General features: G+C 70.1%; 26 protein-coding genes. 7 read left to right on the plus strand and 19 right to left on the minus strand.

Annotated elements, in window-relative coordinates:
• Positions 1-103: 103 nt before the first annotated feature.
• From ABXJ52_RS08650 to ABXJ52_RS08665, 4 genes are all read right to left on the minus strand, one after another.
• Positions 104-667, minus strand: a complete 564-nt coding sequence (locus ABXJ52_RS08650) for an antibiotic biosynthesis monooxygenase (protein WP_367040634.1) — start codon at positions 665-667, stop codon at positions 104-106.
• A gap of 146 nt (positions 668-813) precedes the next feature.
• Positions 814-1,605, minus strand: a complete 792-nt coding sequence (locus ABXJ52_RS08655; RefSeq protein ID WP_367040636.1) for a glucose 1-dehydrogenase — start codon at positions 1,603-1,605, stop codon at positions 814-816.
• A 71-nt stretch (positions 1,606-1,676) separates the two neighbouring features.
• Positions 1,677-2,345, minus strand: a complete 669-nt coding sequence (locus ABXJ52_RS08660; protein WP_367040637.1) for a hypothetical protein — start codon at positions 2,343-2,345, stop codon at positions 1,677-1,679.
• A complete protein-coding gene (locus tag ABXJ52_RS08665; RefSeq protein ID WP_367040639.1) occupies positions 2,342-2,509 on the minus strand; it encodes a hypothetical protein in 168 nt (55 codons plus the stop codon). The genes ABXJ52_RS08660 and ABXJ52_RS08665 overlap by 4 nt, the downstream gene beginning before the upstream one ends.
• Positions 2,510-2,695: 186 nt before the next feature.
• On the opposite strand from ABXJ52_RS08665, the gene dapA reads away from it, so the two are divergent.
• Positions 2,696-3,649, plus strand: a complete 954-nt coding sequence (gene dapA / locus ABXJ52_RS08670) for a 4-hydroxy-tetrahydrodipicolinate synthase (protein WP_367040640.1) — start codon at positions 2,696-2,698, stop codon at positions 3,647-3,649.
• On the opposite strand, the gene ABXJ52_RS08675 is transcribed toward dapA, so the two are convergent.
• The 4 genes from ABXJ52_RS08675 to ABXJ52_RS08690 form a co-directional block, all read right to left on the minus strand.
• The gene (locus ABXJ52_RS08675) at positions 3,609-4,223 is read right to left on the minus strand and encodes a hypothetical protein (protein WP_367040642.1); all 615 of its coding nucleotides are present in this window, start codon (positions 4,221-4,223) and stop codon (positions 3,609-3,611) included. The genes dapA and ABXJ52_RS08675 overlap by 41 nt on opposite strands.
• A gap of 119 nt (positions 4,224-4,342) precedes the next feature.
• Positions 4,343-5,332 carry a 2,3,4,5-tetrahydropyridine-2,6-dicarboxylate N-succinyltransferase gene (gene dapD / locus ABXJ52_RS08680; protein ID WP_367040643.1) on the minus strand — a complete coding sequence of 330 codons (990 nt, stop codon included), beginning with the start codon at positions 5,330-5,332 and terminating at the stop codon, positions 4,343-4,345.
• 69 nt (positions 5,333-5,401) lie between these two features.
• Positions 5,402-5,977 carry a TetR family transcriptional regulator gene (locus ABXJ52_RS08685; RefSeq protein WP_367040645.1) on the minus strand — a complete coding sequence of 192 codons (576 nt, stop codon included), beginning with the start codon at positions 5,975-5,977 and terminating at the stop codon, positions 5,402-5,404.
• Positions 5,977-6,297, minus strand: a complete 321-nt coding sequence (locus ABXJ52_RS08690; protein WP_367040646.1) for a multidrug efflux SMR transporter — start codon at positions 6,295-6,297, stop codon at positions 5,977-5,979. Before ABXJ52_RS08690 ends, ABXJ52_RS08685 begins: the two co-directional genes overlap by 1 nt.
• A gap of 364 nt (positions 6,298-6,661) precedes the next feature.
• Here ABXJ52_RS08690 and ABXJ52_RS08695 point away from each other — a divergent pair, with 364 nt between their 5' ends.
• On the plus strand, positions 6,662-7,582 hold the full coding sequence (locus ABXJ52_RS08695) for a hypothetical protein (protein ID WP_367040648.1): 921 nt from the start codon (positions 6,662-6,664) through the stop codon (positions 7,580-7,582).
• A 91-nt stretch (positions 7,583-7,673) separates the two neighbouring features.
• Here the strand turns inward: ABXJ52_RS08695 and ABXJ52_RS08700 are convergent, their stop codons facing one another.
• The 8 genes from ABXJ52_RS08700 to ABXJ52_RS08735 form a co-directional block, all read right to left on the minus strand.
• A complete protein-coding gene (locus ABXJ52_RS08700; RefSeq protein WP_160504340.1) occupies positions 7,674-8,009 on the minus strand; it encodes a metal-sulfur cluster assembly factor in 336 nt (111 codons plus the stop codon).
• Positions 8,006-8,476 (minus strand): Fe-S cluster assembly sulfur transfer protein SufU, encoded by a 471-nt coding sequence (sufU, locus tag ABXJ52_RS08705; RefSeq protein ID WP_367040649.1) that lies wholly within the window; start codon positions 8,474-8,476, stop codon positions 8,006-8,008. Before sufU ends, ABXJ52_RS08700 begins: the two co-directional genes overlap by 4 nt.
• A gap of 15 nt (positions 8,477-8,491) precedes the next feature.
• On the minus strand, positions 8,492-9,760 hold the full coding sequence (locus ABXJ52_RS08710; protein ID WP_367040651.1) for a cysteine desulfurase: 1,269 nt from the start codon (positions 9,758-9,760) through the stop codon (positions 8,492-8,494).
• Entirely contained in the window at positions 9,757-10,521 is a 765-nt protein-coding gene (gene sufC, locus ABXJ52_RS08715; RefSeq protein WP_367040653.1) for a Fe-S cluster assembly ATPase SufC, read from the minus strand. Before sufC ends, ABXJ52_RS08710 begins: the two co-directional genes overlap by 4 nt.
• A gap of 5 nt (positions 10,522-10,526) precedes the next feature.
• Positions 10,527-10,844: a bifunctional 3-phenylpropionate/cinnamic acid dioxygenase ferredoxin subunit gene (locus tag ABXJ52_RS08720; protein ID WP_190083272.1), complete on the minus strand. Its 318-nt coding sequence runs from the start codon at positions 10,842-10,844 to the stop codon at positions 10,527-10,529.
• A complete protein-coding gene (gene sufD / locus ABXJ52_RS08725) occupies positions 10,841-12,022 on the minus strand; it encodes a Fe-S cluster assembly protein SufD (protein ID WP_367040655.1) in 1,182 nt (393 codons plus the stop codon). Before sufD ends, ABXJ52_RS08720 begins: the two co-directional genes overlap by 4 nt.
• Positions 12,023-12,085: 63 nt before the next feature.
• Positions 12,086-13,507 (minus strand): Fe-S cluster assembly protein SufB, encoded by a 1,422-nt coding sequence (sufB, locus tag ABXJ52_RS08730; protein WP_367040656.1) that lies wholly within the window; start codon positions 13,505-13,507, stop codon positions 12,086-12,088.
• A complete protein-coding gene (locus ABXJ52_RS08735) occupies positions 13,504-14,235 on the minus strand; it encodes a metalloregulator ArsR/SmtB family transcription factor (RefSeq protein WP_367040657.1) in 732 nt (243 codons plus the stop codon). Before ABXJ52_RS08735 ends, sufB begins: the two co-directional genes overlap by 4 nt.
• Positions 14,236-14,396: 161 nt before the next feature.
• Between ABXJ52_RS08735 and ABXJ52_RS08740 the strand changes: the two genes are divergently transcribed.
• From ABXJ52_RS08740 to ABXJ52_RS08755, 4 genes are all read left to right on the plus strand, one after another.
• The gene (locus ABXJ52_RS08740) at positions 14,397-15,209 is read left to right on the plus strand and encodes an AAC(3) family N-acetyltransferase (protein WP_367040658.1); all 813 of its coding nucleotides are present in this window, start codon (positions 14,397-14,399) and stop codon (positions 15,207-15,209) included.
• Between the two features lie 46 nt (positions 15,210-15,255).
• The gene (locus tag ABXJ52_RS08745) at positions 15,256-16,182 is read left to right on the plus strand and encodes an ABC transporter ATP-binding protein (protein WP_367040660.1); all 927 of its coding nucleotides are present in this window, start codon (positions 15,256-15,258) and stop codon (positions 16,180-16,182) included.
• 88 nt (positions 16,183-16,270) lie between these two features.
• On the plus strand, positions 16,271-17,041 hold the full coding sequence (locus ABXJ52_RS08750) for an ABC transporter permease (RefSeq protein WP_367040662.1): 771 nt from the start codon (positions 16,271-16,273) through the stop codon (positions 17,039-17,041).
• A 92-nt stretch (positions 17,042-17,133) separates the two neighbouring features.
• Positions 17,134-18,123, plus strand: a complete 990-nt coding sequence (locus tag ABXJ52_RS08755) for a COX15/CtaA family protein (RefSeq protein ID WP_367048908.1) — start codon at positions 17,134-17,136, stop codon at positions 18,121-18,123.
• 2 nt (positions 18,124-18,125) lie between these two features.
• On the opposite strand, the gene ABXJ52_RS08760 is transcribed toward ABXJ52_RS08755, so the two are convergent.
• The 3 genes from ABXJ52_RS08760 to ABXJ52_RS08770 all read right to left on the minus strand — a co-directional run bounded on the left by ABXJ52_RS08760 (position 18,126) and on the right by ABXJ52_RS08770 (position 20,719).
• A complete protein-coding gene (locus tag ABXJ52_RS08760) occupies positions 18,126-19,214 on the minus strand; it encodes an amidohydrolase family protein (protein WP_367040664.1) in 1,089 nt (362 codons plus the stop codon).
• A gap of 100 nt (positions 19,215-19,314) precedes the next feature.
• A complete protein-coding gene (locus ABXJ52_RS08765; protein ID WP_367040665.1) occupies positions 19,315-19,671 on the minus strand; it encodes a hypothetical protein in 357 nt (118 codons plus the stop codon).
• A 94-nt stretch (positions 19,672-19,765) separates the two neighbouring features.
• A complete protein-coding gene (locus tag ABXJ52_RS08770) occupies positions 19,766-20,719 on the minus strand; it encodes a heme o synthase (RefSeq protein ID WP_367048910.1) in 954 nt (317 codons plus the stop codon).
• A 388-nt stretch (positions 20,720-21,107) separates the two neighbouring features.
• Here ABXJ52_RS08770 and tkt point away from each other — a divergent pair, with 388 nt between their 5' ends.
• Positions 21,108-23,201, plus strand: a complete 2,094-nt coding sequence (gene tkt, locus ABXJ52_RS08775) for a transketolase (protein WP_367040667.1) — start codon at positions 21,108-21,110, stop codon at positions 23,199-23,201.
• Positions 23,202-23,214: the final 13 nt, after the last annotated feature.

The following is a 23,214-nucleotide window of genomic DNA, read 5'->3' on the forward strand; positions in this document are numbered from 1 at the left end:
CCACTTCGCTTCAACATCCCACCGGCGCCCCTTTCCGTCCAGGGCGGAGGGCGTCGGGTCCGGGGCGGAGGGCGCCGGGGGCCAAGGCGGAGGGCGTCGGCGCTCAGCGCGGCACGATCGCGCAAGCCAGGCGGTACGTGCCGGCCACCGGCAGCCCTTCCCCGCTCTCCCACTCGGCGTAGCTGATCACCCGCTCGCCGTCCGTCGTCACGTGGAAGTGGCGGGAGATCAGGCCGGGCGCCGTCTGCGGATCCGCGTCCTCCCCCTCGGTGATCACGATCGCCCCTGCCACCCGGTCGTCCCCGGCCGCCCGCGCCACCCCGTCCCGCAGCCGCGTCTTGCGCAGCCCCAGCCGTTCGATGCCCGGCACGGCCTCGTCGATCTCGGCGTTCCGCTCGTCCCTGCTGTGGGCGAAGAATTCCTGGTACGCCGCTTCGTCCCGCCAGTGCGAGCGGTGCGCCAGCGTCGAGCCGTCCGCGCCGGCGTACACGGTGTACGACAGGAGCCCCTCGTGCGGCCACGGACGACTCCCCCAGGCTGCGGCGATCGCCTCGACCGCCGCCCGCTGCCGCTCCGGCGTGCCCGTGCTCCAGGTACTGAGAAACACGAGCCCGCCGTGCGCGCGGGCCGGGTCGGGGAGGGAGGTGGCGTCGACATGTGCCTTCATGACCTGCTCCTTCTGCGTATGGACGTGCCCTGCTCGGCCCGACGCACGCACATCCTGCGACCTCAAGCCAACTTGAGGTCAAGCCCGTTCAGGGGAAGCGGCGACCGTCCCGGGCCCGGGACGCCGCGCCCCGTCACGACCGCCGGTCACAGGAGGTGGCCGCCGCCGTCCACCAGAAGGATCTCGCCGGTGATGTACGAGGCGTTCACCAGGTCGAAGACGGCGTCCGCGATGTCCTGCGGCCGGCCCACGCGGCGCAGCGGAAGCCGCGCCGCGGTCTCCTCCATCGCGGACTCGATGCCCTCCACTCCGTCGAACCAGGGGGTGTCGATCATGCCGGGCGCGACCGCGTTGACCCGTATGTCCGGGCCGAGCGTCTTGGCGAGCAGTTTCGTCATGTGGTTCACGGCGGCCTTGCTGACCGAGTACGGGATCGAGCTGCCGCCGGGGCGCACGCCCGCCTGAGAGGAGATGGTGACGACGCTGCCCGTTCCGCTCGCCCTGAGGTGGGGGACGGCCGCCGTGATCGTCTGCCAGACGCCGATGACGTTGATGTCGTACAGATCGCGCCAGACCTGGGGGTTCGCGGTCTCGAGGTCGTCGTGAGGGATGAAGCGGGTGGCTCCCGCGCAGTTGACCAGGATGTCCAGTCGTCCGTAGGCGTCGACGGCGGACCGGACCAGGCGCTTGGCGTCGTCCTCATCGGCGACGTTCGCCCGGACGTAACGGGCGTCGGGGAGTTCGGCGGCCAGTTTCTCGCCTGCCTCGACCGAGCGGGCGGAGTTGAGCACCACGCGGATCCCCGCCGCTGCGAGACGTCTGGCCACCTCGGCGCCGATGCCCGACGACGAGCCCGTCACCAGGGCCACGCGCGCCTCTTGTGCCGTCCCCGCCCGGCTGTCGTTCGCTGTCCCGGCTCGGGTTTCGTTCTTGTTCATCAAGCCTCATGCCTTCGTCATGTCGGCCTGTCGCACCCCGCGCCGATCATGCCAGAGAGCTCTCCGGGTCCCTATTCCCGCCCGTCCCCCGCCAGCCGCGCCAACTCCCCCTGGAACACATCGAGCCGGGCCTGCAGCAGCGCCGCCTCCGCGACCAGTTCGGGTACGCCCATGGCCTCGGACGGTGACCCCGGCACCGACTCGGAGCCCACCCCGGTGACCGTGAGGCCCTCTCCGGCCAGGCGGGCGAACGCCGGGAGCCCCAGTGATGTGCGCCTGCCCGCGCAGGCACCGCACGCCCCCTCCACGACCCGCCACCCCGGCCTGCCCCACCCGGCGTCCGCGAGGACGGAGGCGCGCGCCCCGCAGCTACAGGGCTGCACCGTCACGGCGCGCACCCGCTGCCGTGCGTAACGGAAGCCGCGCTCGAAGCGGATGTACGCGCCGAGCACCGTGACCCGCAGCAACGCCGCACCCCGGTGTTCGGCGGTGCACAGGAGGGCCTGGGCCGTGGCGGAGTCGTGGACGCAGTGGAAGCCGCAGTCGCAGCGGCGGTGCGGGGCCGCGTGCCGCCGCCCGTAGACGCAGCGGGCCTCGTCGAGTACGCCGTAGGGCAGGGCCGCGCCCAGGGAGACGCCGGTGAACCCCGCTCTCGCGCCGTCCTGGGACAGCGCGAGGCGGGCGATCTTGTATCCGGTCGGCGGCTCCTTCGGGCGTTCCGCGGGGAGCCGCAGCCTCATCGGACCGCGGGGACCTCGGCCGCCGGGACTTCGGCCGCGGGCTCGTCCGCCGTCACCGCCGGTTCGGGCTCGGGCGCCGCCTGCTGCCCGAGGTCCTTCTGCCGCAGGCGCTCCTGCGGGTCTTCCTCGGCGATCCCGGTGGCGAGTGCTCTGCCCAGCCTCATGACGCCTCCTGTGGCCGACCGCCGCGCGGCCGCCCGTCGACTACCGTCGGCCCATGGTGGCCCATACGGGGGCGAGTTGGCACTAGGGCGGCCCGGCCCGCCCGCGGCCACTTCGTAGCGTTCCTGTCCCCTACCTCGTAGCAGAATTAAGTGGAGCTTCAGGGTTGGCGTGCCGACACTGCCTCTATGACCTCACCCTCATCAACGCCTCCTCCCCTCGGCCGCGCCCTCTGCGCGATGGTCACGCCCTTCACCGACGACGGCCTGCTCGACCTCGACGGTGCCCAGCTGTTCGCCGACCGGCTCGTGGCCGACGGCTGCGACGGGCTCGTGCTCTCCGGCACCACCGGCGAGTCCCCCACCACCTCCGACAGCGAGAAGGCCGCGCTCGTGCGCGCCGTCGCGGAGGCGGTGGGCGACCGGGCCTCGATCGTCGCGGGCGTCGGCAGCTACGCCACCCGGCACACCGTCGAGATGGCGCTCGCGGCCGAAAAGGCGGGCGCGGACGCCCTGTTGGTGGTCACGCCCTACTACAGCAAGCCGCCGCAGGACGCCGTCGAGGCGCACTTCCTCGAGGTCGCCGACGCCTCGGGGCTGCCGCTCGCGCTCTACGACATCCCGGGGCGCACCGGAACCCGCATCGAGCCGGAGACGATGCTGCGGCTCGCGGAGCATCCGCGGATCGTCGCCGTGAAGGACTGCGCATACGACCTGATGGGCACCCAGAAGGTGCTGTCCCGTACCGACTTGGCGTACTACACCGGCTGCGACGAGTTCATCCTGGCGCTGTACGCGGTGGGCGGCGCGGGCTACATCAGCACGGTGGCGAATGTCGTGCCGCGCCAACTGCGTTCGATCATCGACGCGTTCGACGCGGGCGACACGGCTCAGGCCCGCCAGCTCCAGCAACAAGCCATGGAACTCATCGAGTTGATGATGGGCTCCGGCCTCCCGGGCACGGTCACCTCCAAGGCGCTGCTCGGGGCGCTCGGCCTGCCCGGCGGCCCGGTCCGCGCACCGCTGCGGCCCGCCGGCCGCGAAGCGACCGACGAGCTGACCGCGGCCTACGAGGCGCTCCGACAGGCGCCGGGCAGCAGCCTCAGCCCGCGGCCGGGAAGCCTCCTGCCTTCGTCCAGGTGAGCTTGTCGGCGCCCCGGCTGAACGTGACCTTCTTGCCCCCGTCCGCGACGGCGATCTTCTCCCAGCCGTCGAAGTCCTTCGTGAGGTGCGTGGCCCACTTCGTCAGCGGGCCCGTGGCGACCGCGGCGACCGACTCGGTCGGCGGCTCGCCGTCGGCGCAGTAGTCGCCGAAGTCCCCGAAGGCCGCGACGGTGCCGGCCTTGGCCTTGAGCGTGATCCCCTGGCAGGCGTCGCTCTTCGTCCCGTACACCAGGGCCGACTTGGACCACCCCTTGGCCTTGGGGCTGTAGTCCTGCACGAAGAGCCCCTTGCCCTTCATGTAGTGCATCGCCACGCGGCGCCCGTCGGCGAGCTTGACCTGTGCGTTGAACGGGCTCGGGCTGCCGCTCCAGGGAATGTCGCTCTTCTCCAGCGGATGGCCGTGGTCGCCGGCCTCGACGGAGGCGCGGCTCACCGTCTGCGCCGCCCCGGCCCCGGCGTCCTGGCCCTGACCGGCGCTCTGGCCGCACCCGGCCACCAGACCCAGTACCGCCACTCCCCCCAGGGCAAGGGCCCGTATCCCCGCTCGGCGCATGTCACTCTCCCGTCGTCCCACGCGGCCCGCGCACGCGTGACAGGGCAGCTTACGCATGGCACACGCGAAGAGCGCCCCCGGGGAGACCGGAGGGCGCTCTGTCGGGGCTACGGCGACGCTCAGTTGTGGCTGTGCAGCACGTCGTTCAGACCGCCCCACACCGCGTTGTTCGGGCGGGCCTCGACGGCGCCGGTGACCGAGTTGCGGCGGAAGAGGATGTTCGAGGCGCCGGAGAGCTCACGGGCCTTGACGATCTGCCCGTCGGGCATGGTCACGCGGGTGCCCGCGGTGACGTACAGGCCGGCCTCGACGACGCACTCGTCACCGAGCGCGATGCCGACGCCCGCCTCGGCGCCGATCAGGCAGCGCTCGCCGATCACGATGCGGACGTTGCCGCCGCCGGAGAGGGTGCCCATCGTGGAGGCGCCGCCACCGATGTCGGAGCCGTCACCGACGACGACACCGGCGGAGATGCGGCCCTCGACCATGGAGGTGCCGAGCGTGCCCGCGTTGAAGTTCACGAAGCCCTCGTGCATGACGGTCGTGCCCTCGGCGAGGTGCGCGCCGAGCCGCACGCGGTCGGCGTCGGCGATCCGGACGCCCTTCGGCGCGACGTAGTCGGTCATGCGCGGGAACTTGTCGACCGAGGTCACGGCGAGGTGCAGGCCCTCGGCGCGGGCGTTGAGCCTGACCTTCTCGACGTCGTCCACGGCGACCGGGCCGAGCGAGGTCCAGGCGACGTTGGCCAGGAAGGCGAACTGGCCGTCGAGGTTCACACCGTGCGGCTTGACCAGACGGTGCGAGAGCAGGTGCAGGCGCAGGTAGACGTCGTGGGCGTCAAGCGGCTTGTCGTCGAGGGAGGCGATGACCGTACGGACGGCGATGGTCTCCACGCCACGGCGGGCGTCCTGGCCGATGGCCTTGGCCGCGCCGTCGCCGAGCAGCTGCACGGCACGCTCGGCGGAGAGCCGCTCGGTGCCTGCGGGGCCCGCTTCGGCGACGAGCTCGGGCGCGGGGAACCAGGTGTCGAGAACGGTGCCGTCGGCGGTGAGAGTGGCGAGGCCTGTGGCAACGGCGCCGGTGGTGCGGGAAGCGTTCGTGTCGGTCATGGGGAAAACCTAACCGGCGCCACACCACCCGAGCGAACCGGTCTCAGGAACCGGGCTCAGGAACCGGGCTCAGGAACCGGGCCCCGGGGCGACGCCCTCCGCCCCCGCCCCCGGCACAAGCCGCCCGAACACCTCGCGGGCGTACGCCTCGTCGTACCGCCCGCCCGTGAGCAGCACCTGCAGTGAGATGCCGTCCACGAGCGCGACCAGTGCCTGTGCGGTGACGGGGTCGGTGCGGCGGCGCAGGACCTCGGCGAGGCCGTCCCCGCACTCCGCCGCCACGGCCCGCAGCGCGGGCTTGCGCAGGGCGGCCAGGTAGAGCTCGTACTCCAGCTCCAGCTCCGTGCGGTCCCCGGCGAGCCACTGACCGAGCAGCTCGGCGAGCTCGTCGGCGAGGTCGATCCGCGGATCCTCGAACGCGCCACTCGCGGTGACCGTCTTGGCGAACCCTTCGTTGGCCTGCCGCAGCGCGGCCACCAGCAGGTCGTCGAGCGTCTTGAAGTGGTACGTGGTCGAACCGAGCGGCACGTCGGCCTCGGCGGCGACCGAGCGATGGCTGAGCCCGCCTATCCCCTTGTCCGCCACCACCCGGATCGCGGCGTCGATGATCCGCTGCCGCCGCTCGGGGTCGTAACGCCGGGCCATCAATGCGCCCCGCCGAGGTTGAGCACGACGACACCCACGATCACGAGGGCGATCCCCGAGATCTTGACGAGGCTGGCGGACTCGCCCATGAAGATCATCCCGATGGCGGCGACCGCGGCGGTCCCGATCCCCGCCCAGATCGCGTAGGCGGTGCCGACGGACAGCGTCTTCAGCGTCTGCGCGAGCAGCGTGAAGGCGATCACGTATCCGGCGACGGTGATCAGCGATGGCCAGAGCTTGCTGAACCCTTCGCTGTACTTCATGGCCGTCGTCCCGGCCACCTCCGCCGCGATAGCCGCGGCCAGCAGTCCGTATCCCATGCGTACGAGTGTACACAGCGTTGCGTACGACCGTACATAAACCGGCTGAGCGGACCGGTTAAGGTGACGCGATCACTGTGGGGGGCCACAGCGAGCACACGCGGAACGCCGCACGGAGCTACGGAGCACAAGAGCGATGTCAGACCCATCGGGGTGGGGGCCGGGGCCACAGGGGCCAGGGCCGCATGCAGGGCCATATCCGGGGCCGTATTCGGGTCCATATCCGGGGCCGTATCCGGGGCCGTATCCGGGGCCGTATCCGCCGGGCTGGGGCTGGACACCCCCGCCCCCGCCGCCCAAGCCCGGTGTCATCCCCCTCGCACCACTCGGCGCCAACCACATTCTCGGCGGCGCCTTCGCGACGATGCGGCACTACGCCAAGCCCCTGTTCGGCACCGCCGCCGCGGCCTACGGCCTGCTCACCGTCGTCGCCGTGGCAGGTCTCGGGCTCGCCTACTTCGCGACGCGGGAGCATGTCAGCGCCGTGTACGAGCCGGGCGCGGACTTCTCCTGGGACGACGGCAGGCCGATCCTCGTCGCGTTCGGCCTGGCGTGGCTGCTTTTCATGCTCGCCACGCTGGTCGTCAACTCGTTCGTCCAGGCCTCGTGCGCCGCCACGCTGCAGGAGGCGGTCCTCGGCCGTCCGGCGACGTTCGGCGCGGTCCGGCGCAGGGCGTGGTCACGGACGCCGTCCGTGCTGGCCGTGACCTTGCTGCTCTCGCTGATCCTGATGCTGCCGGTGGCCGCTTTCCTGCTGGTCCTCTTCTCCCTCCTCTTCCTGATGATGACCCAGTCGATCATCCCCATCGGCCTGGTCTTCCCGTTGTTCCTGCTGACGATGCCGCTCGCGGCCTGGCTGTACGTCCTGTTCGCCTTCGCCCCGGCGGCCGCGGTCCTCGAAACGGCGTCGCCCTTCACGGCGTTGCGGCGCTCCGTGCGCCTGGTGCGCGGCGCCTGGTGGCGCACCTTCGGCATCTCGCTGCTCGCGGGCCTCATCGTGCTGGGCGTCTCGCTCGCCCTGCGACTCCCCCTGCAGTTCGCCGCCCCGACCCCGCCGCCGGTCGACCCGGACGACTCCGCGTCGGCCTACTTCCTCGACCAACTGCGCTCCCAGTTCGGCCTGTACGCCGTTCTCGGCCTCGTCGGCAGCTTCCTCACCCAGCTGGCCGCCACCGTGTTCCTGCCGCTGGTGACCGCCCTGATGTACCTCGACCGCCGCATCCGCAAGGAGGGCCTGGCGCAGACCCTGGCGGAAGCCTCATCGGCCCCGCAGCCGGTGCCGTAGAAACGGTCACGTGCCGTAGAAACAGTCGTGCCGTAGAAACAGCTCGGCCCCCCGCGCCGAAGCGCGGGGGGCCGAACCATGGGTGCGTGTCTCAGACGTTGAACCCGAGCGCCCGAAGCTGCTCGCGGCCGTCGTCCGTGATCTTGTCCGGGCCCCACGGCGGCATCCAGACCCAGTTGATCCGGAGCTCGTTGACGATGCCGTCGGTGGCGGACTTGGCCTGGTCCTCGATGACGTCCGTCAGCGGGCAGGCCGCCGAGGTGAGCGTCATGTCGATCGTCGCGATGTTCGCGTCGTCGACGTGGATGCCGTAGATCAGGCCCAAGTTGACGACGTCGATGCCCAGCTCGGGGTCGACCACGTCGTACAGCGCCTCGCGGACCTCTTCTTCGGAGGCCGGCTTGGTCAGGGTCTCGTTCTCGCTCATGCGGTCTTCCTCTCAGCGACGTCGTCGGTACCGAGTGCCTGCGCCGTCGCGTCCTTCCACGCCATCCAGCTCAGCAGAGCACACTTCACCCGCGCCGGGTACTTCGAGACCCCGGCGAACGCGACGGCGTCCTCCAGGACCTCCTCCATCGCGTCGTCCGGCTCCAGCTTGCCCTTGGACTGCATCAGCTCCAGGAACACTTCCTGGATCTTCTGCGCGTCGGCGAGCTCCTTGCCGACCAGCAGGTCGTTCAGGACGGACGCGCTGGCCTGGCTGATGGAGCAGCCCTGGCCCTCGTACGACACGTCGGCGATCGTCGACCCGTCGTACTTGACGCGCAGCGTGATCTCGTCGCCGCACGTCGGGTTGACGTGGTGCACCTCGGCGTCGCCATCACGAAGACCGCGCCCGTGCGGGTGCTTGTAGTGGTCCAGGATGACTTCCTGGTACATCGAATCCAGCTTCACGTCCCGGTCAGCCCCTCAGCCGAAGAAGTTCCGTACGTGCTCCAGGCCGTCGACGAGAGCGTCGATCTCGCCGGGCGTGGAGTACAGATAGAACGACGCTCGCGTGGTCGCAGGAATTCCGTAGCGGAGGCAGACGGGGCGGGCGCAGTGGTGACCCACGCGGACCGCGATGCCTTCCTCGTCGAGGACCTGGCCCACGTCGTGCGGGTGGATGTCGCCGAGCGCGAAGGAGATCGCGGCGCCGCGCTCCTCGGCCGTCGTCGGGCCGATGATCCGGAGGTCGGGGACCTCCAGGAGGCGCTTGACCGCGTACTCGGTGATCGCGTGCTCGTGAGCGGCGATCTTGTCCATGCCGATCGAGGAGAGGTAGTCCACGGCCGCGCCCAGGCCGACGGCCTGGGAGATCGGGGGCGTGCCCGCCTCGAACTTGTGCGGCGCGGGAGCGTACGTCGACGAGCTCATCGACACGGTCTCGATCATCTCGCCGCCACCGAGGAACGGCGGCAGGTCCTCCAGGAGCTCCTGCCGTCCCCACAGGACGCCGATGCCCGTCGGGCCGCACATCTTGTGACCGGTGAAGGCCACGAAGTCGGCCTGCAGCGCCTGCACGTCCAGCGGCATGTGCGGGGCGGCCTGCGAGGCGTCGATCAGCACCAGGGCGCCGACCTCCTGCGCGCGGCGGACGATCGCCTCGACGGGGTTGTGCGTGCCCAGGATGTTCGACACGAGCACGAAGGAGACGATCTTCGTCTTCTCCGTGATGACCTCGTCGATGTTGGACAGGTCGAGCCGGCCGTCGTCCGTGAGACCGAACCACTTCAGCTTCGCGCCCGTGCGCTGCGAGAGCAGCTGCCACGGCACGATGTTGGAGTGGTGCTCCATCTCCGTGATGACGATCTCGGTCTCGTGGTCCACGCGGTAGGGCTCGTCGGCCCAACCGAGCATGTTGGCCACGAGGTTGAGCGACTCCGAGGCGTTCTTGGTGAAGATCACCTCGTCGCGGCTCGGCGCGTTGATGAACGCAGCGACCTTGTCACGGGCGCCCTCGTAGAGCGCCGTGGCCTCCTCCGCGAGGACGTGCACACCACGGTGGACGTTGGCGTTGTGCTTCTCGTAGTACTCGTTGAGTACGTCGAGCACCTGGCGCGGCGTCTGGGACGTCGCCGCGTTGTCCAGGTAGACGAGCTTCTTGCCGTCGTGGATCGTGCGATCCAGGATCGGGAAGTCCTTGCGGATCGCCTCGGTGTCGAGGAGGCCGGAGAGCCCCTGGTGGGCCAACGTCACGCTGATACGCCACCCTTCGTGTAAGCCTCGTAGCCCTCGGCCTCGAGCTTGTCGGCGAGCTCGGCGCCGCCGGACTCGGCGATGCGGCCGTTCGCGAAGACGTGCACGAAGTCGGGCTTGATGTAGCGCAGGATGCGCGTGTAGTGCGTGATCAGCAGGGTGCCGACCTCACCGGTCTCGCGGACGCGGTTGACGCCGTCCGAGACCTGGCGCAGGGCGTCGACGTCCAGGCCGGAGTCGGTCTCGTCGAGGATCGCGATCCTCGGCTTGAGGAGCTCCATCTGGAGGATCTCGTGGCGCTTCTTCTCACCGCCGGAGAAGCCCTCGTTCACGTTGCGCTCGGCGAAGGCCGGGTCCATCTGGAGCTGCTCCATCGCGGACTTGACCTCCTTCACCCAGGTGCGCAGCTTGGGGGCCTCGCCGCGGAGCGCCGTCGCCGACGTACGCAGGAAGTTGGAGACCGAGACGCCGGGGACCTCGACCGGGTACTGCATGGCCAGGAACATGCCGGCGCGGGCACGCTCGTCGACGGACATCTCCAGGACGTCCTCGCCGTCGAGGGTCACGGTGCCCTGCGTGATCGTGTACTTGGGGTGACCCGCGATGGAGTAGGCGAGCGTCGACTTGCCGGAGCCGTTCGGGCCCATGATGGCGTGCGTCTCGCCCTGCTTCACGGTGAGGTCGACGCCCTTGAGGATCTCCTTCGTGGCGTTGTCGGCCTCGACGGTGACGTGCAGGTCGTGGATTTCAAGCGTTGCCATGTGCCTCAGGACTCCTGGGTGAGGGAGACGAGCACATCGTCCCCTTCGATCTTTACGGGGTATACGGGGACGGGGCGCGTCGCGGGAAGGCCGGACGGCTTGCCGGTGCGAAGGTCGAAGGCGGAGCCGTGCAGCCAGCACTCGATCTGGCAGTCCTCCACCTCGCCCTCGGAGAGGGAGACGTTCGCGTGCGAGCAGATGTCGTTGATCGCGAACACCTCGCCCTCGGTGTGGACGACCGAGACCGGCGTGCCGTCGAGTTCCACCCGCTTCGGGGTGTCCTCCGACAGCTCGCTCAGGCCACAGGCGCGTACGAATGTCATGCCGCCGACGCCTCCAGCTCCTCTTCGATCTTGACGAGGAGTCGCTCTTCGACGTCGGGCAGGCCGATCTGCTGGATCAGCTCGGCGAAGAATCCGCGGACGACCAGGCGGCGCGCCTCGCCCTCCGGGATACCGCGCGACTGCAGGTAGAAGAGCTGCTCGTCGTCGAAGCGGCCGGTCGCCGAGGCGTGGCCCGCTCCGACGATCTCGCCGGTCTCGATCTCGAGGTTCGGCACGGAGTCGACACGGGCGCCGTCGGTCAGCACGAGGTTGCGGTTCATCTCGTACGTGTCCGTGCCCTCGGCGGCGGCCTCGATGAGGACGTCGCCGATCCACACCGCGTGGGCGTCGTCGCCCTGGAGCGCGCCCTTGTAGACGACGTTCGACTTGCAGTGCGGCTGGTTGTGGTCGACCAGGAGGCGGTGCTCCTGGTGCTGGCCGGCGTCGGTGACGTACAGGCCGAGGAGCTCGGCCTCGCCGCCCGTGCCCGCGTACTCGACGCGGGGGTGCAGGCGTACGACGTCGCCGCCGAAGGTCACGACGACCGACTTGAAGGAGGCGTCGCGGCCGATCAGCGCGTTGTGCTGCGCGATGTGCACGGCCTTGTCGTCCCAGTCCTGGACGGAGACGACGGTGAGCTTGGCGCCGTCGCCCAGGAGGTAGTCGACGTTGGCCGCGAGCACGGCGTCACCGGTGTGGTCGATGACGACGAGGGCCTCGGCGAACGCGCCCACCTCGATGACCTGGTGCGCGAAGGCGGTGCCGCCCTCGCCGTGCACGGCGATGCGGATCGGCTCGGTGAGGACCGTCTCCTTGGGGACGGAGACGACCGAGGCCTTCTCGAAGGAGGAGTAGGCCTGCGCGGCCACGCGGTCGACGGGCTTGCCCGCCTTGCCCACGCGCGCGTCGTCACGGCCGACGGTCTCCTGGGTGACGCCCGCCGGGGCGCTCACCTCGACGCGGATGCCGCCGGTGGCGACCGCGGTGCCGTCGTGCAGCCCGCGCAGGCGCTCCAGCGGCGTGAACCGCCACTCCTCCTCGCGGCCGTGGGGGACGGGGAAGTCCGCCACGTCGAAGGACGGGGGAGCGCTCATGCGGGTCGCGACGGTGGACTCGGCGGCCACCGCGATGGATCCGGCGGTCGTGGACCCGACCGGGATGTTCTGAGCCTCAGCCATGGCTGTCGTCGTGCTCTCTCTCTGGGTCAAGAAGTCAGTCGCTGCGGGGGACGGTTGCCGGAATTAACCGACCGAACCCTCCATCTGCAGCTCGATCAGCCGGTTCAGCTCCAGGGCGTACTCCATGGGCAGCTCCTTGGCGATCGGCTCGACGAAGCCGCGCACGATCATCGCCATGGCCTCGAACTCGGTCAGACCGCGGCTCATCAGGTAGAAGAGCTGGTCGTCGGAGACCTTGGAGACGGTCGCCTCGTGGCCCATGGACACGTCGTCCTCGCGGACGTCCACGTAGGGGTACGTGTCCGAGCGGGAGATCGTGTCGACGAGCAGCGCGTCACACAGGACGTTCGACTTCGATCCGGCGGCGCCCTCGCCGATCTCGACGAGACCGCGGTAGGAGGTGCGGCCACCGGCACGCGCCACGGACTTCGAGACGATGTTGGAGGACGTGTTGGGCGCCATGTGGACCATCTTGGATCCGGCGTCCTGGTGCTGGCCCTCGCCCGCGAAGGCGATGGACAGCGTCTCGCCCTTGGCGTGCTCGCCCATCAGGTAGACGGCGGGGTACTTCATCGTCACCTTGGAGCCGATGTTGCCGTCGATCCACTCCATGGTCGCGCCCTCGTACGCCACGGCGCGCTTGGTGACCAGGTTGTAGACGTTGTTCGACCAGTTCTGGATCGTCGTGTAGCGGCAGCGGCCGCCCTTCTTCACGATGATCTCGACGACGGCGGAGTGCAGCGAGTCCGACTTGTAGATCGGCGCCGTGCAGCCCTCGACGTAGTGAACGTACGCGTCCTCGTCGACGATGATCAGCGTGCGCTCGAACTGGCCCATGTTCTCCGTGTTGATGCGGAAGTAGGCCTGGAGCGGGATCTCGACATGCACGCCCTTGGGGACGTAGATGAACGAGCCACCGGACCACACGGCGGAGTTCAGCGACGCGAACTTGTTGTCGCCGACGGGGATGACCGTGCCGAAGTACTCCTTGAAGAGCTCCGGGTGCTCCTTCAGGGCGGTGTCCGTGTCGAGGAAGATGACGCCCTGCTCCTCCAGGTCCTCACGGATCTGGTGGTAGACGACCTCGGACTCGTACTGGGCCGCGACACCGGCGACGAGGCGCTGCTTCTCCGCCTCGGGGATGCCGAGCTTGTCGTACGTGTTCTTGATGTCCTCGGGCAGGTCCTCCCAGGACGCCGCCTGCTTCTCCGTGGACCGCACGAAGTACTTGATGTTGTCGAAGTCGATGCCCGACAGGTCCGAGCCCCAGTTGGGCATGGGCTTCTTGTCGAAGAGCCGCAGGCCCTTGAGGCGCAGCTTCGTCATCCACTCCGGCTCGGACTTCTTGGCCGAGATGTCCTTGACGACGTCTTCGTTGATGCCGCGCTTGGCGGAGGCCCCGGCCACGTCGGAGTCGGCCCAGCCGTATTCGTACGTGCCCAGACCCTCGAGTTCGGGGTGGGCAGTCTCCGTGGGGAGCGTCATGCGGGGTTCCTCCCGGCCGTGCTTGCGGATGCGTTGTCGGTGGTCTGTGGGGGTTGCGGGGCGTTACGGGGGATGAATGTCGTGCAGACGCCGTCGCCGTGGGCGATGGTGGCGAGCCGCTGGACATGCGTCCCGAGCAGGTCGGAGAAGATCTCCGTCTCCGCCTCGCAAAGTTGTGGGTACTGCTCGGCGACGTGGGCGACCGGGCAGTGGTGCTGGCACAGCTGCTCGCCTACGGGCGCCGTGCGGGCCGTAGCAGCGTACCCGTCGGCGGTCAACGCCTTGGCGAGAGCCTCCGTGCGCTGCTCGGGGGGCGCCGCGTCGATCGCCTTGCGGTACGCCACGGCCTGGGCGGCCATCCGCTCGCGGGCGAATTCGACGACCGCTCCTTCGCCGTGCCGCTCGCTGATCCAGCGCAGGGCGTCGGCGGCGAGCTTGTCGTACGACTGGTCGAAGGCGTCCCGGCCGCAGTCGGTGAGCGCGAAGACCTTGGCGGGTCGCCCGCGCGTACGTGCGCCGTAGATCCGCTGCTCACGGGGCTCGACCACGTTCTCGTGGGCGAGGGTGTCGAGGTGCCGGCGCACGGCGGCCTGGGTCAGGCCGAGGCGCGCGGCGAGGTCGGCCACCGTCGAGGGGCCGTGGTCCAGGATGGAGCGCGCGACCCGGTTGCGCGTAGACCGCTCCCCGGTCGCGAGTTCCTCCTGCGGAGCCTCGCCAACGTTTTTCACAACGCCATTGTTGCGTAATTCCTCAGAGCCTGACAACCCGCGTCCGGATCAAGGTGCGGTGCGCTGCATCACTTAGGCATACCTAAGCTGACCTGCGGAAATGATCACTGATCGATCAAATCGGTGGCGCGCGAGTAAGGGTGCGAGGAGACTCCCTGACCATGTCGACACCCCCTCCGACCGGGCCTTTGTGCACGCGTGCTTCCCTCGCGACCGACCTCCGGGAGCTCGGCGTGACCGCCGGGGAGACCCTCCTCGTGCACTCCTCGCTGAGCGCCCTGGGATGGGTGAGCGGCGGTCCGGTCGCCGCCGTCCAGGCGCTCCTGGACGTACTGGTCCAAAAGGGGACCCTGGTGGTTCCCACGCACTCCAGCGACAACTCCGACCCCGCGGAGTGGGGAAATCCGCCCGTGCCGGAGTCCTGGTGGCCCGAGATCCGCGCCTCGATCCCCGCCTACGACCCGCACACCACCCCCACCCGAGGCATCGGCGTGATCCCCGAGACCGTACGGACCTGGCCCGGCGCCCGGCGCAGCGCCCACCCGCAGACCTCCTTCGCCGCGGTCGGCCCCCGCGCGGCGGCCCTCCTGGAGGGACACGCGTTGGACTGCCGCCTCGGTGAGCGCAGCCCGCTGGCCCGCCTGGAGGAATCGGGCGCCCGGGTCCTGCTGCTCGGCGCGGGCTTCGACTCCTGCACCACCTTCCACCTGGCCGAGTACCGGATCCCGGTACCGCAGGTCGAGAACTCCTTCGCGGTCATGACCCCGGAGGGACGCTGCTGGATGACGGTCCGCGAGGCATCGATCACCGACGAGCGCTTCGACGAACTCGGCGCCGACTTCGAGCGGGACCGCCCCGTGGTGCGCGGCACGGTGGGCGCGGCTACGGCCCGCCTCTTCCCGGTGGCCGATGCGGTCGCCTACGCCGAGCGCTGGCTCGACACCCACCGCTCCCGCGCCGAGTGGGCCGGGTAGCAGCCCCCTGCCCGCGGGCCTCCCGCCCCTCTCTAGACTTCCCGCCATGGGAATTGAGTCCGTCGTCCAGGTCACCGGCCTGGTCAAGCGGTACGGCAAGAAAACCGCGGTGGACGGCCTCGACCTCCGGGTCCGTGCGGGCACCGTCACCGCGGTCCTCGGGCCGAACGGCGCAGGCAAGACCACCACGATCGAGACCTGCGAGGGCTACCGCAGGCCCGACGCGGGCACGGTCCGCGTCCTCGGCCTGGACCCGGTCCGCGAGGCCGGCGCGCTGCGCCCCCGCATCGGCGTGATGCTCCAGTCCGGCGGTGTCTACTCCGGCGCCCGCGCCGACGAGATGCTGCGCCACATGGCGAAGCTGCACGCGCACCCGCTCGACGTGGGCGCGCTGATCGAGCGCCTGGGCCTGGAGAGCTGCGGCCGCACCACCTACCGGCGTCTGTCCGGCGGCCAGCAGCAGCGCCTCGCGCTCGCCATGGCCGTGGTCGGACGGCCCGAGCTGGTCTTCCTGGACGAGCCGACCGCGGGCCTTGACCCGCAGGCACGCCGGGCCACCTGGGACCTCGTACGCGATCTGCGTACCGACGGCGTCAGCGTCATCCTCACCACGCACCACATGGACGAGGCCGAGCAGCTCGCCGACGAGGTGGCGATCATCGACGCGGGCAAGGTCATCGTCGAGGGCACCCCCGAGGCCCTGTGCCGCGGCGGCGCCGAGAACACCCTGCGCTTCTCCGGACGCCCCGGACTCGACGTCGCGTCCCTCCTCAAGGCACTCCCGCCGGACTCGGCGGCGGCCGAACTCACCCCCGGCGCCTACCGCGTCAGCGGCACGGTCGACCCGCAGCTCCTCGCCACGGTCACCTCCTGGTGCGCCCAGCACGGCGTGATGCCGGAGAAGATCGCCGTCGAACGCCACACCCTGGAAGACGTGTTCTTGGAACTCACCGGCAAGGAGTTGCGCTCATGATCCCGGCCCACTCGACTTTCGGCCGGGGGTCCGGGGGTTGTCCCCCGGGAAGGCACAGTCTGGAGCTCACAGGCAAGGAGCTGCGCGGATGAGCGCCGCCGGTACGTACACACCGAAGCCGGGCGCCGCCCCGCTCCCCCGCATGATCGCCGCACAGGCGGCGCTCGAGACGAAGATGCTGCTGCGCAACGGCGAGCAGCTGCTGCTGACCGTCGTGATCCCGACCCTCCTCCTCGTGCTGTTCAGCGCGGTCGACATCGTCGACACGGGCGACGGCAAGGCGGTGGACTTCCTGGCCCCCGGCATCCTCGCCCTCGCCGTGATGTCGACGGCGTTCACCGGGCAGGCCATCGCCACGGGCTTCGAGCGCCGCTACGGCGTGCTCAAGCGGCTCGGCGCCTCGCCGCTGCCCCGGTGGGCGCTGATGGCGGCGAAGACCCTGTCGGTCCTGGTCACCGAGGTCCTGCAGATCGTGCTCCTGACGGTGATCGCCTTCGCGCTCGGCTGGTCACCGCACGGCAACCCCTTCGCCGTACTGCTCCTCCTGATCCTCGGCACGGCGGCCTTCTCCGGGCTCGGTCTGCTGATGGCGGGCACCCTCAAGGCGGAGGCGACGCTCGCCGCCGCGAACCTCGTCTTCCTGCTCCTGCTGGTGGGCGGCGGCGTCATCGTGCCGCTGGACAAGTTCCCGGACGCGGCCCAGGCGGTGCTCGGGCTGCTGCCGATCTCCGCGCTCTCCGACGGGCTGCGGGACGTGCTGCAGGACGGTGCGGGGATGCCGTGGGGGAACCTCGGGATCCTGGTGGTCTGGGCGGTGTTGGGGCTCGGCGCGGCCGGCAAGTTCTTCCGCTGGGAGTGACTGGCGGCGTAACCGGCGTCACAGAAGGCCCGGATACGTCCCCCTCGTGAAGCCGTGCACAAGCGGCCCCCTACGATGGGCCCGTGCCAAACGTGACCCGAGCCGACGCCGTCTCCGCCGTGCGCAACCCGCTCGCCTTCATCGCCGAACGCTGGACCCCGCAGCAGCGGACCGTCCAGCGCGCCGCCCTCATCTCGCTCGCGATGACGGTGTGCATCGTGGTCACCGGCGGCGCCGTCCGGCTGACAGGATCGGGCCTCGGCTGCCCGACCTGGCCCAAGTGCACGGACGACTCCCTGACGGCCACCCACGAGATGGGCTTCCACGGAGCCATCGAGTTCGGCAACCGCATGCTGACGTACGTGCTGTGCGCGGCCGTCGGCTGGGCGATCATCGCGGCGCGCTCGCAGAAACCGATGCGGCGCAGCCTGACCCGGCTCGGCTGGGTCCAGTTCTGGCTCGTCATGGGCAACGCCGTACTGGGCGGCATCGTGGTGCTCGTCGGCCTGAACCCGTGGACGGTCGCGGCGCACTTCCTGCTCTCCACCGCCCTGATCGCGGTCGCCGTCACGATGTGGCAGCGCACCCGCGAGGGCGACGGCGATGTACGCCCGCTGGTCGGCAAGGCCGTCGTGCAGCTGGTGTGGTTCCTGGTCGCGGCGTCCGTGCTGCTCATCGCGGTCGGCACGATCGTGACGGGCTCCGGGCCGCACGCCGGTGACTCCAGCGAGGTACCGCGGATGGGCTTCGACTGGGAGACCGTCAGCAAGCTGCACGCCGTGTTCGCCTGGATCGTGGTGACGCTGACGTTCGCCCTGTGGTTCGTCCTCAAGGCCGTCGACGCCCCCAAGGGCCCGCTGCACCGCACCCGCGACCTGTTCCTGATCCTGCTCGCCCAGGGCGCGATCGGTTACGTCCAGTACTTCACGGATCTGCCCGAGGTCCTGGTCGGACTGCACATGTTCGGTTCGTGCGTGGTCTGGATCGGCGTGATGCGTGTCCTGCTCTCGCTGCGCGAGCGTCCGTACACCACCTCCGGCCTGCCGGCCCAGGCCGACGACTCGCAGCTCTCGGCCGTCTGACCTCAGCCGTCGGTCAGGCCGTACACGCGGCGGGCGTTGCCCGCCGCGATGAGCCCCGCGACACGCTGCGCGTCCGGCAGCGACCACGCCCCCTCCGCGACCCACCCGCCGAGCACGCGCCCCATCGCTTCCCCGAACAGCCGTGCGCCCACGACGTGCAGTTCGGGAAGGCCGTGCGCGCCACTGGAGAACAGCAGCTTGCCGAAGGGCGCAAGCTCCAGGATCTCCGCGAGCACGGCGGCCGCGCGGGCCCCCGTACGCACCAGGGCGGGCCCCAGATCGGCGTACACATGCGGGAAGACGCCCGCGAGGTCCGCGGCGTTGCGGTGGTACGGATAGCCGTGCAGCAGGACGAGGTCGGTGCCGAGCCCCGCGGTTGCCCGCGCGAAGCCGCCGAAGTGTGACTCCGGGTCCCCCGCCCCCGCGTGCAGTTGCAGCGGACGCCCCGACGCGACGGCGATCCACAGCAGATGCCGCAGCAGCACGGGGTCTTCGAGCGCCCCGCCCACCTGCCGCCGGGCCAGCCAGCGCCCCGCCGCTCCCCGCACCTCGCCGGGGCCCGGCGGTTCGGGGGCGAGAGCGAGACTGCGCCGCACTCCGGCGACGGAGGTGAAGGCGACGGCGTTCGCGGCGGCCGCGTGTACGGACTCGGCGAGGTTGGCGAGGAACGAGTCGACGGTGCCCGAGGTGTCGGCCACCTGTTCGGCCAGTAATTCCAGGCGGACGATCTCACGGGCGTCGGCGTCACCGGCTGACGCCATCTCGCCGGGCCCCGTCAGGTCGCCGGGCAGCCCCGTGTCCACGAGATACGTCGTGATGCCGCTCCCCCGCAGCAGCCGCCGCCCCGCCTCCAGGACGCCCAGCTCACGGCGGCGGGCGAGATAGCGGGCGGGCGGACAGTGCGGTTCGAGGCCGAGCAGGGGCGGGCACCAGCGGCGTACGGCGAAGCCCGTCTGGGTGTCGAAGAAGGTGGTGCCGGGTGCGGGAGGCCCCTCACCGCGCCCGAGGTGGGCCTCGAAGGTGCCGAGGCCCAGCTCCGTACGCAGCACACCGTGGCAGTACTGGTCCACCAGGGACGGCGTTTCGATCATCCGGGCTCCCCGTAGACGGACGTGCTCCTACCGTCCTAACGGGTGACCCGGGTGTCAGGTGTTGCTCACGGCCGTTCTGTCCGGCACGGTCTCGGCGCCGTCAGCCGTTGCTCTTGCCGCCGAGCTGGATGCCGGCCATCCGCGACCACTCGTACGGGCCGGTCTTCACCTTGGCCGCGAAGTCACCGTCGAAGTCCTCGTGGACGGTGATCCCGGCCTTCTCCACGGCGCTCTGCGCGATGGCGTACGTGGGCGCCACCAGGTCGCCCCAGCCGCCGTCCTCGCCGACCAGGACGATGCGGGTGCCCTCGTGCCCGATGTACGCGATCTGACCCTCGGCACCGCCGTGCGCCTGGGCGAAGGCACCGATCTGCTTGGCCAGCTTGGCCGCCTTCTTGTCCGCGCGGGCTGCCTGCTTGCTGTCCTCGACCTGCTGCGTCTCTGCCGTGTCTGCCATGGGCAGGATGCTACCGACGGGTAGATCAACTGGCGACGGGCGGGGTACGTGGCGTTCAACACCACGTACCCCGCCCGTCGGGAACGTCTTCGGCTCAGCGAAGGAAGGGGTCCACCGCGACCGCCACGAAGAGCAGCGAGACGTAGGTGATCGACCAGTGGAAGAGCCGCATCTCCTTGAGCTTGCCGCCCGTGACCTCGGCCTTGGCGCGGTTCTGCAGCCCGTGCGCCTCCCACAGCCACCAGCCGCCGGTCACGCCGGCCACGATCGTGTAGAACCAGCCGGTGTAGCCCAGCGGCTGCAGCAGCAGCGAGACGGCGACCATCACCCAGCTGTAGAGGACGATCTGCCGCGCGACCACCTTGTTCGACGCGACGACCGGCAGCATCGGCACGCCCACGCGCGCGTAGTCGTCCTTGACCTTCATCGACAGCGGCCAGTAGTGCGGCGGCGTCCAGAAGAACATGACGAGGAAGAGGATGACCGGCGCCCACGACAGGGAGTTCGTGACCGAGGACCAGCCGATGAGGACCGGCATGCAGCCCGCGATGCCACCCCAGACGATGTTCTGCGAGGTCCGGCGCTTCAGGATCATCGTGTAGACGACCACGTAGAAGAGCAGCGCACCGAGGGCGAGCCAGGCGGACAGCCAGTTGACGACGAGGCCGAAGAGCAGCGTGGAGGCGACCGCGAGCGCGACGCCGAACACGAGGCACTCGCGGGGGCTGACCATCCCCGTGACCAGGGGCCGCTGGGACGTACGGTCCATCAGGGCGTCGATGTCGCGGTCGATGTACATGTTGAGCGCGTTGGCGCCACCCGCCGACAGGTAGCCGCCGAGGCAGGTCACGAAGACCAGCCAGAGGTCGGGCACCCCCTGCTCGGCGAGGAACATCACCGGAACGGTGGTGATCAGGAGGAGTTCGATGATTCGCGGCTTGGTCAGCGCCACGAACGCCATGACACGGGCCCCGAGCGGCCGGTGGCTTGGGCTAGAGCTCGTCCCAATTGCTCCCGCTGGACGGGATTCAACGGCCGTCACGCACACCCCTGACAGAGACTTCCCAGCGAGCCGCGTCGGACGTTCAGACATGAAGATCCGGTAAAGGCTCGCGCGTACCACGCCACTGTAGACGTTGCCCATACCTCGCCCTTCGCGGGGGTGGGGTCGTGTTGAGCAGCGTGTTGGGCCGCCCGAAACACGGCCCGACACCCGTTCAGATGAGCGGAGCCGCACTCGTTGTGAGAGTCCAGATGAGCGGCTTACGGATCACATGGTGAACACCGTGGATCCCTTTCGGGAGGCGGATGACGGCGCACCCCGGCACTCTGGAATGACTCGAAAAAATGCACGTCTTTACAGCGGTAGGCTCGACATCGGCCGGTGGGATCTACATCGCCGGCATTCGACATGTGGAGAGGAGCCCTGACTCAGGGTGAGCACCAAGCCGACCACCACAGACCTCGAGTGGACCGAACTGGACCAGCGGGCTGTTGATACTGCCCGCGTCCTGGCCATGGACTCCGTACAGAAGGTCGGCAACGGCCATCCTGGTACGGCCATGAGCCTCGCGCCCGCCGCGTACACCCTCTTCCAGAAGGTGATGCGGCACGACCCCGCGGACGCCGAGTGGACCGGGCGCGACCGGTTCGTTCTCTCCGCGGGCCACTCGTCCCTGACCCTCTACATCCAGCTCTACCTGGCCGGCTTCGGCCTGGAGCTCGATGACCTGAAGGCGTTCCGCACCTGGGGCTCGAAGACCCCGGGCCACCCGGAGTACGGGCACACCACGGGCGTGGAGACGACGACGGGCCCGCTCGGCCAGGGCGTCGCGAACGCCGTGGGCATGGCGATGGCCGCCCGTTACGAGCGTGGTCTGTTCGACCCGGAGACCGCTGCCGGCGAGTCGCCGTTCGACCACCACATCTTCGCGATCGCCGGTGACGGCTGCCTCCAGGAGGGCATCTCCGGCGAGGCGTCGTCGCTGGCCGGGCACCAGAAGCTCGGCAACCTCGTACTGCTGTGGGACGACAACCACATCTCCATCGAGGGCGACACGGAGACCGCGGTGTCCGAGGACACCATGAAGCGGTACGAGGCCTACGGCTGGCACGTCCAGCGCGTGGAGCCCAAGGAGAACGGCGACCTCGACCCGGCCGCCCTCTACAAGGCGATCCTGGCCGCGAAGGCGGAGACGGAGCGTCCCTCCTTCATCGCGATGCGCTCGATCATCGCCTGGCCCGCGCCGAACGCGCAGAACACCGAGGCCGCGCACGGCTCGGCGCTCGGCGACGAAGAGGTCGCGGCCACCAAGCGTGTCCTCGGCTTCGACCCGGAGCAGACCTTCGAGGTCCCGGACGAGGTCCTCGCGCACACCCGTGCGGCGCTCGACCGCGGCCGTGACGCCAAGGCCGAGTGGGAGAAGGGCTTCGCCGCCTGGCGCACCTCCGACTCCGAGCGCGCCGCGGACTTCGACCGCATCGCCGCGGGCGAGCTCCCGCAGGGCTGGGAGGAGAAGCTCCCGGTCTTCGAGGCGGGCAAGGGTGTCGCTACGCGTGCCGCGTCCGGCAAGGTCCTGCAGGCGCTCGGCGCGGTGATCCCCGAGCTGTGGGGCGGCTCCGCCGACCTCGCGGGCTCGAACAACACCACGATCGACAAGACGTCGTCGTTCCTCCCGGTGGGCAACCCGCTGCCGGAGGCGGACCCGTACGGCCGCACGATCCACTTCGGTATCCGCGAGCACTCCATGGCCGCGGAGATGAACGGCATCGCGCTGCACGGCAACACCCGCATCTTCGGCGGCACCTTCCTGGTGTTCTCCGACTACATGCGCAACGCCGTCCGTCTGTCCGCGCTGATGCACCTCCCGGTGACGTACGTGTGGACGCACGACTCCATCGGTCTCGGCGAGGACGGCCCGACGCACCAGCCGGTCGAGCACCTGGCCTCGCTGCGTGCCATCCCGGGCCTGAACGTGGTCCGCCCGGCGGACGCGAACGAGACCGCCGTCGTGTGGCGCGAGATCCTCAAGCGCTACACCAAGGAGTTCGGCAAGGGCGCCCCGCACGGCCTCGCGCTGACCCGTCAGGGCGTGCCGACGTACGACCGCGAGGTCACCGAAGGCGCCGTCAAGGGTGGCTACGTCCTCTTCGAGGCCGACGGCGGCACCCCCGAGGTCGTCCTCATCGGCACCGGCTCCGAGGTGCAGCTCGCCGTCGAGGCGCGCGAGCAGCTGCAGGCCGCGGGTGTTCCCACGCGCGTCGTCTCGATGCCGTGCGTCGAGTGGTTCGAGGCGCAGGACCAGGGGTACCGCGACAGCGTCCTTCCGCCGTCCGTCAAGGCGCGCGTGGCGGTCGAGGCGGGCATCGGCCTGACCTGGCACCGCTTCGTGGGTGACGCCGGGCGCATCGTCTCGCTGGAGCACTTCGGTGCCTCGGCCGACGGCAAGGTGCTGTTCCGCGAGTTCGGCTTCACCGCCGACGCCGTCGCGGCCGCAGCCCGGGAATCGATCGACGCCGCTCAGCGCTGACGCCGACATACGA

The sequence above is a fragment of the Streptomyces sp. Je 1-332 genome, from assembly GCF_040730185.1.
Lineage (GTDB): Bacteria > Actinomycetota > Actinomycetes > Streptomycetales > Streptomycetaceae > Streptomyces.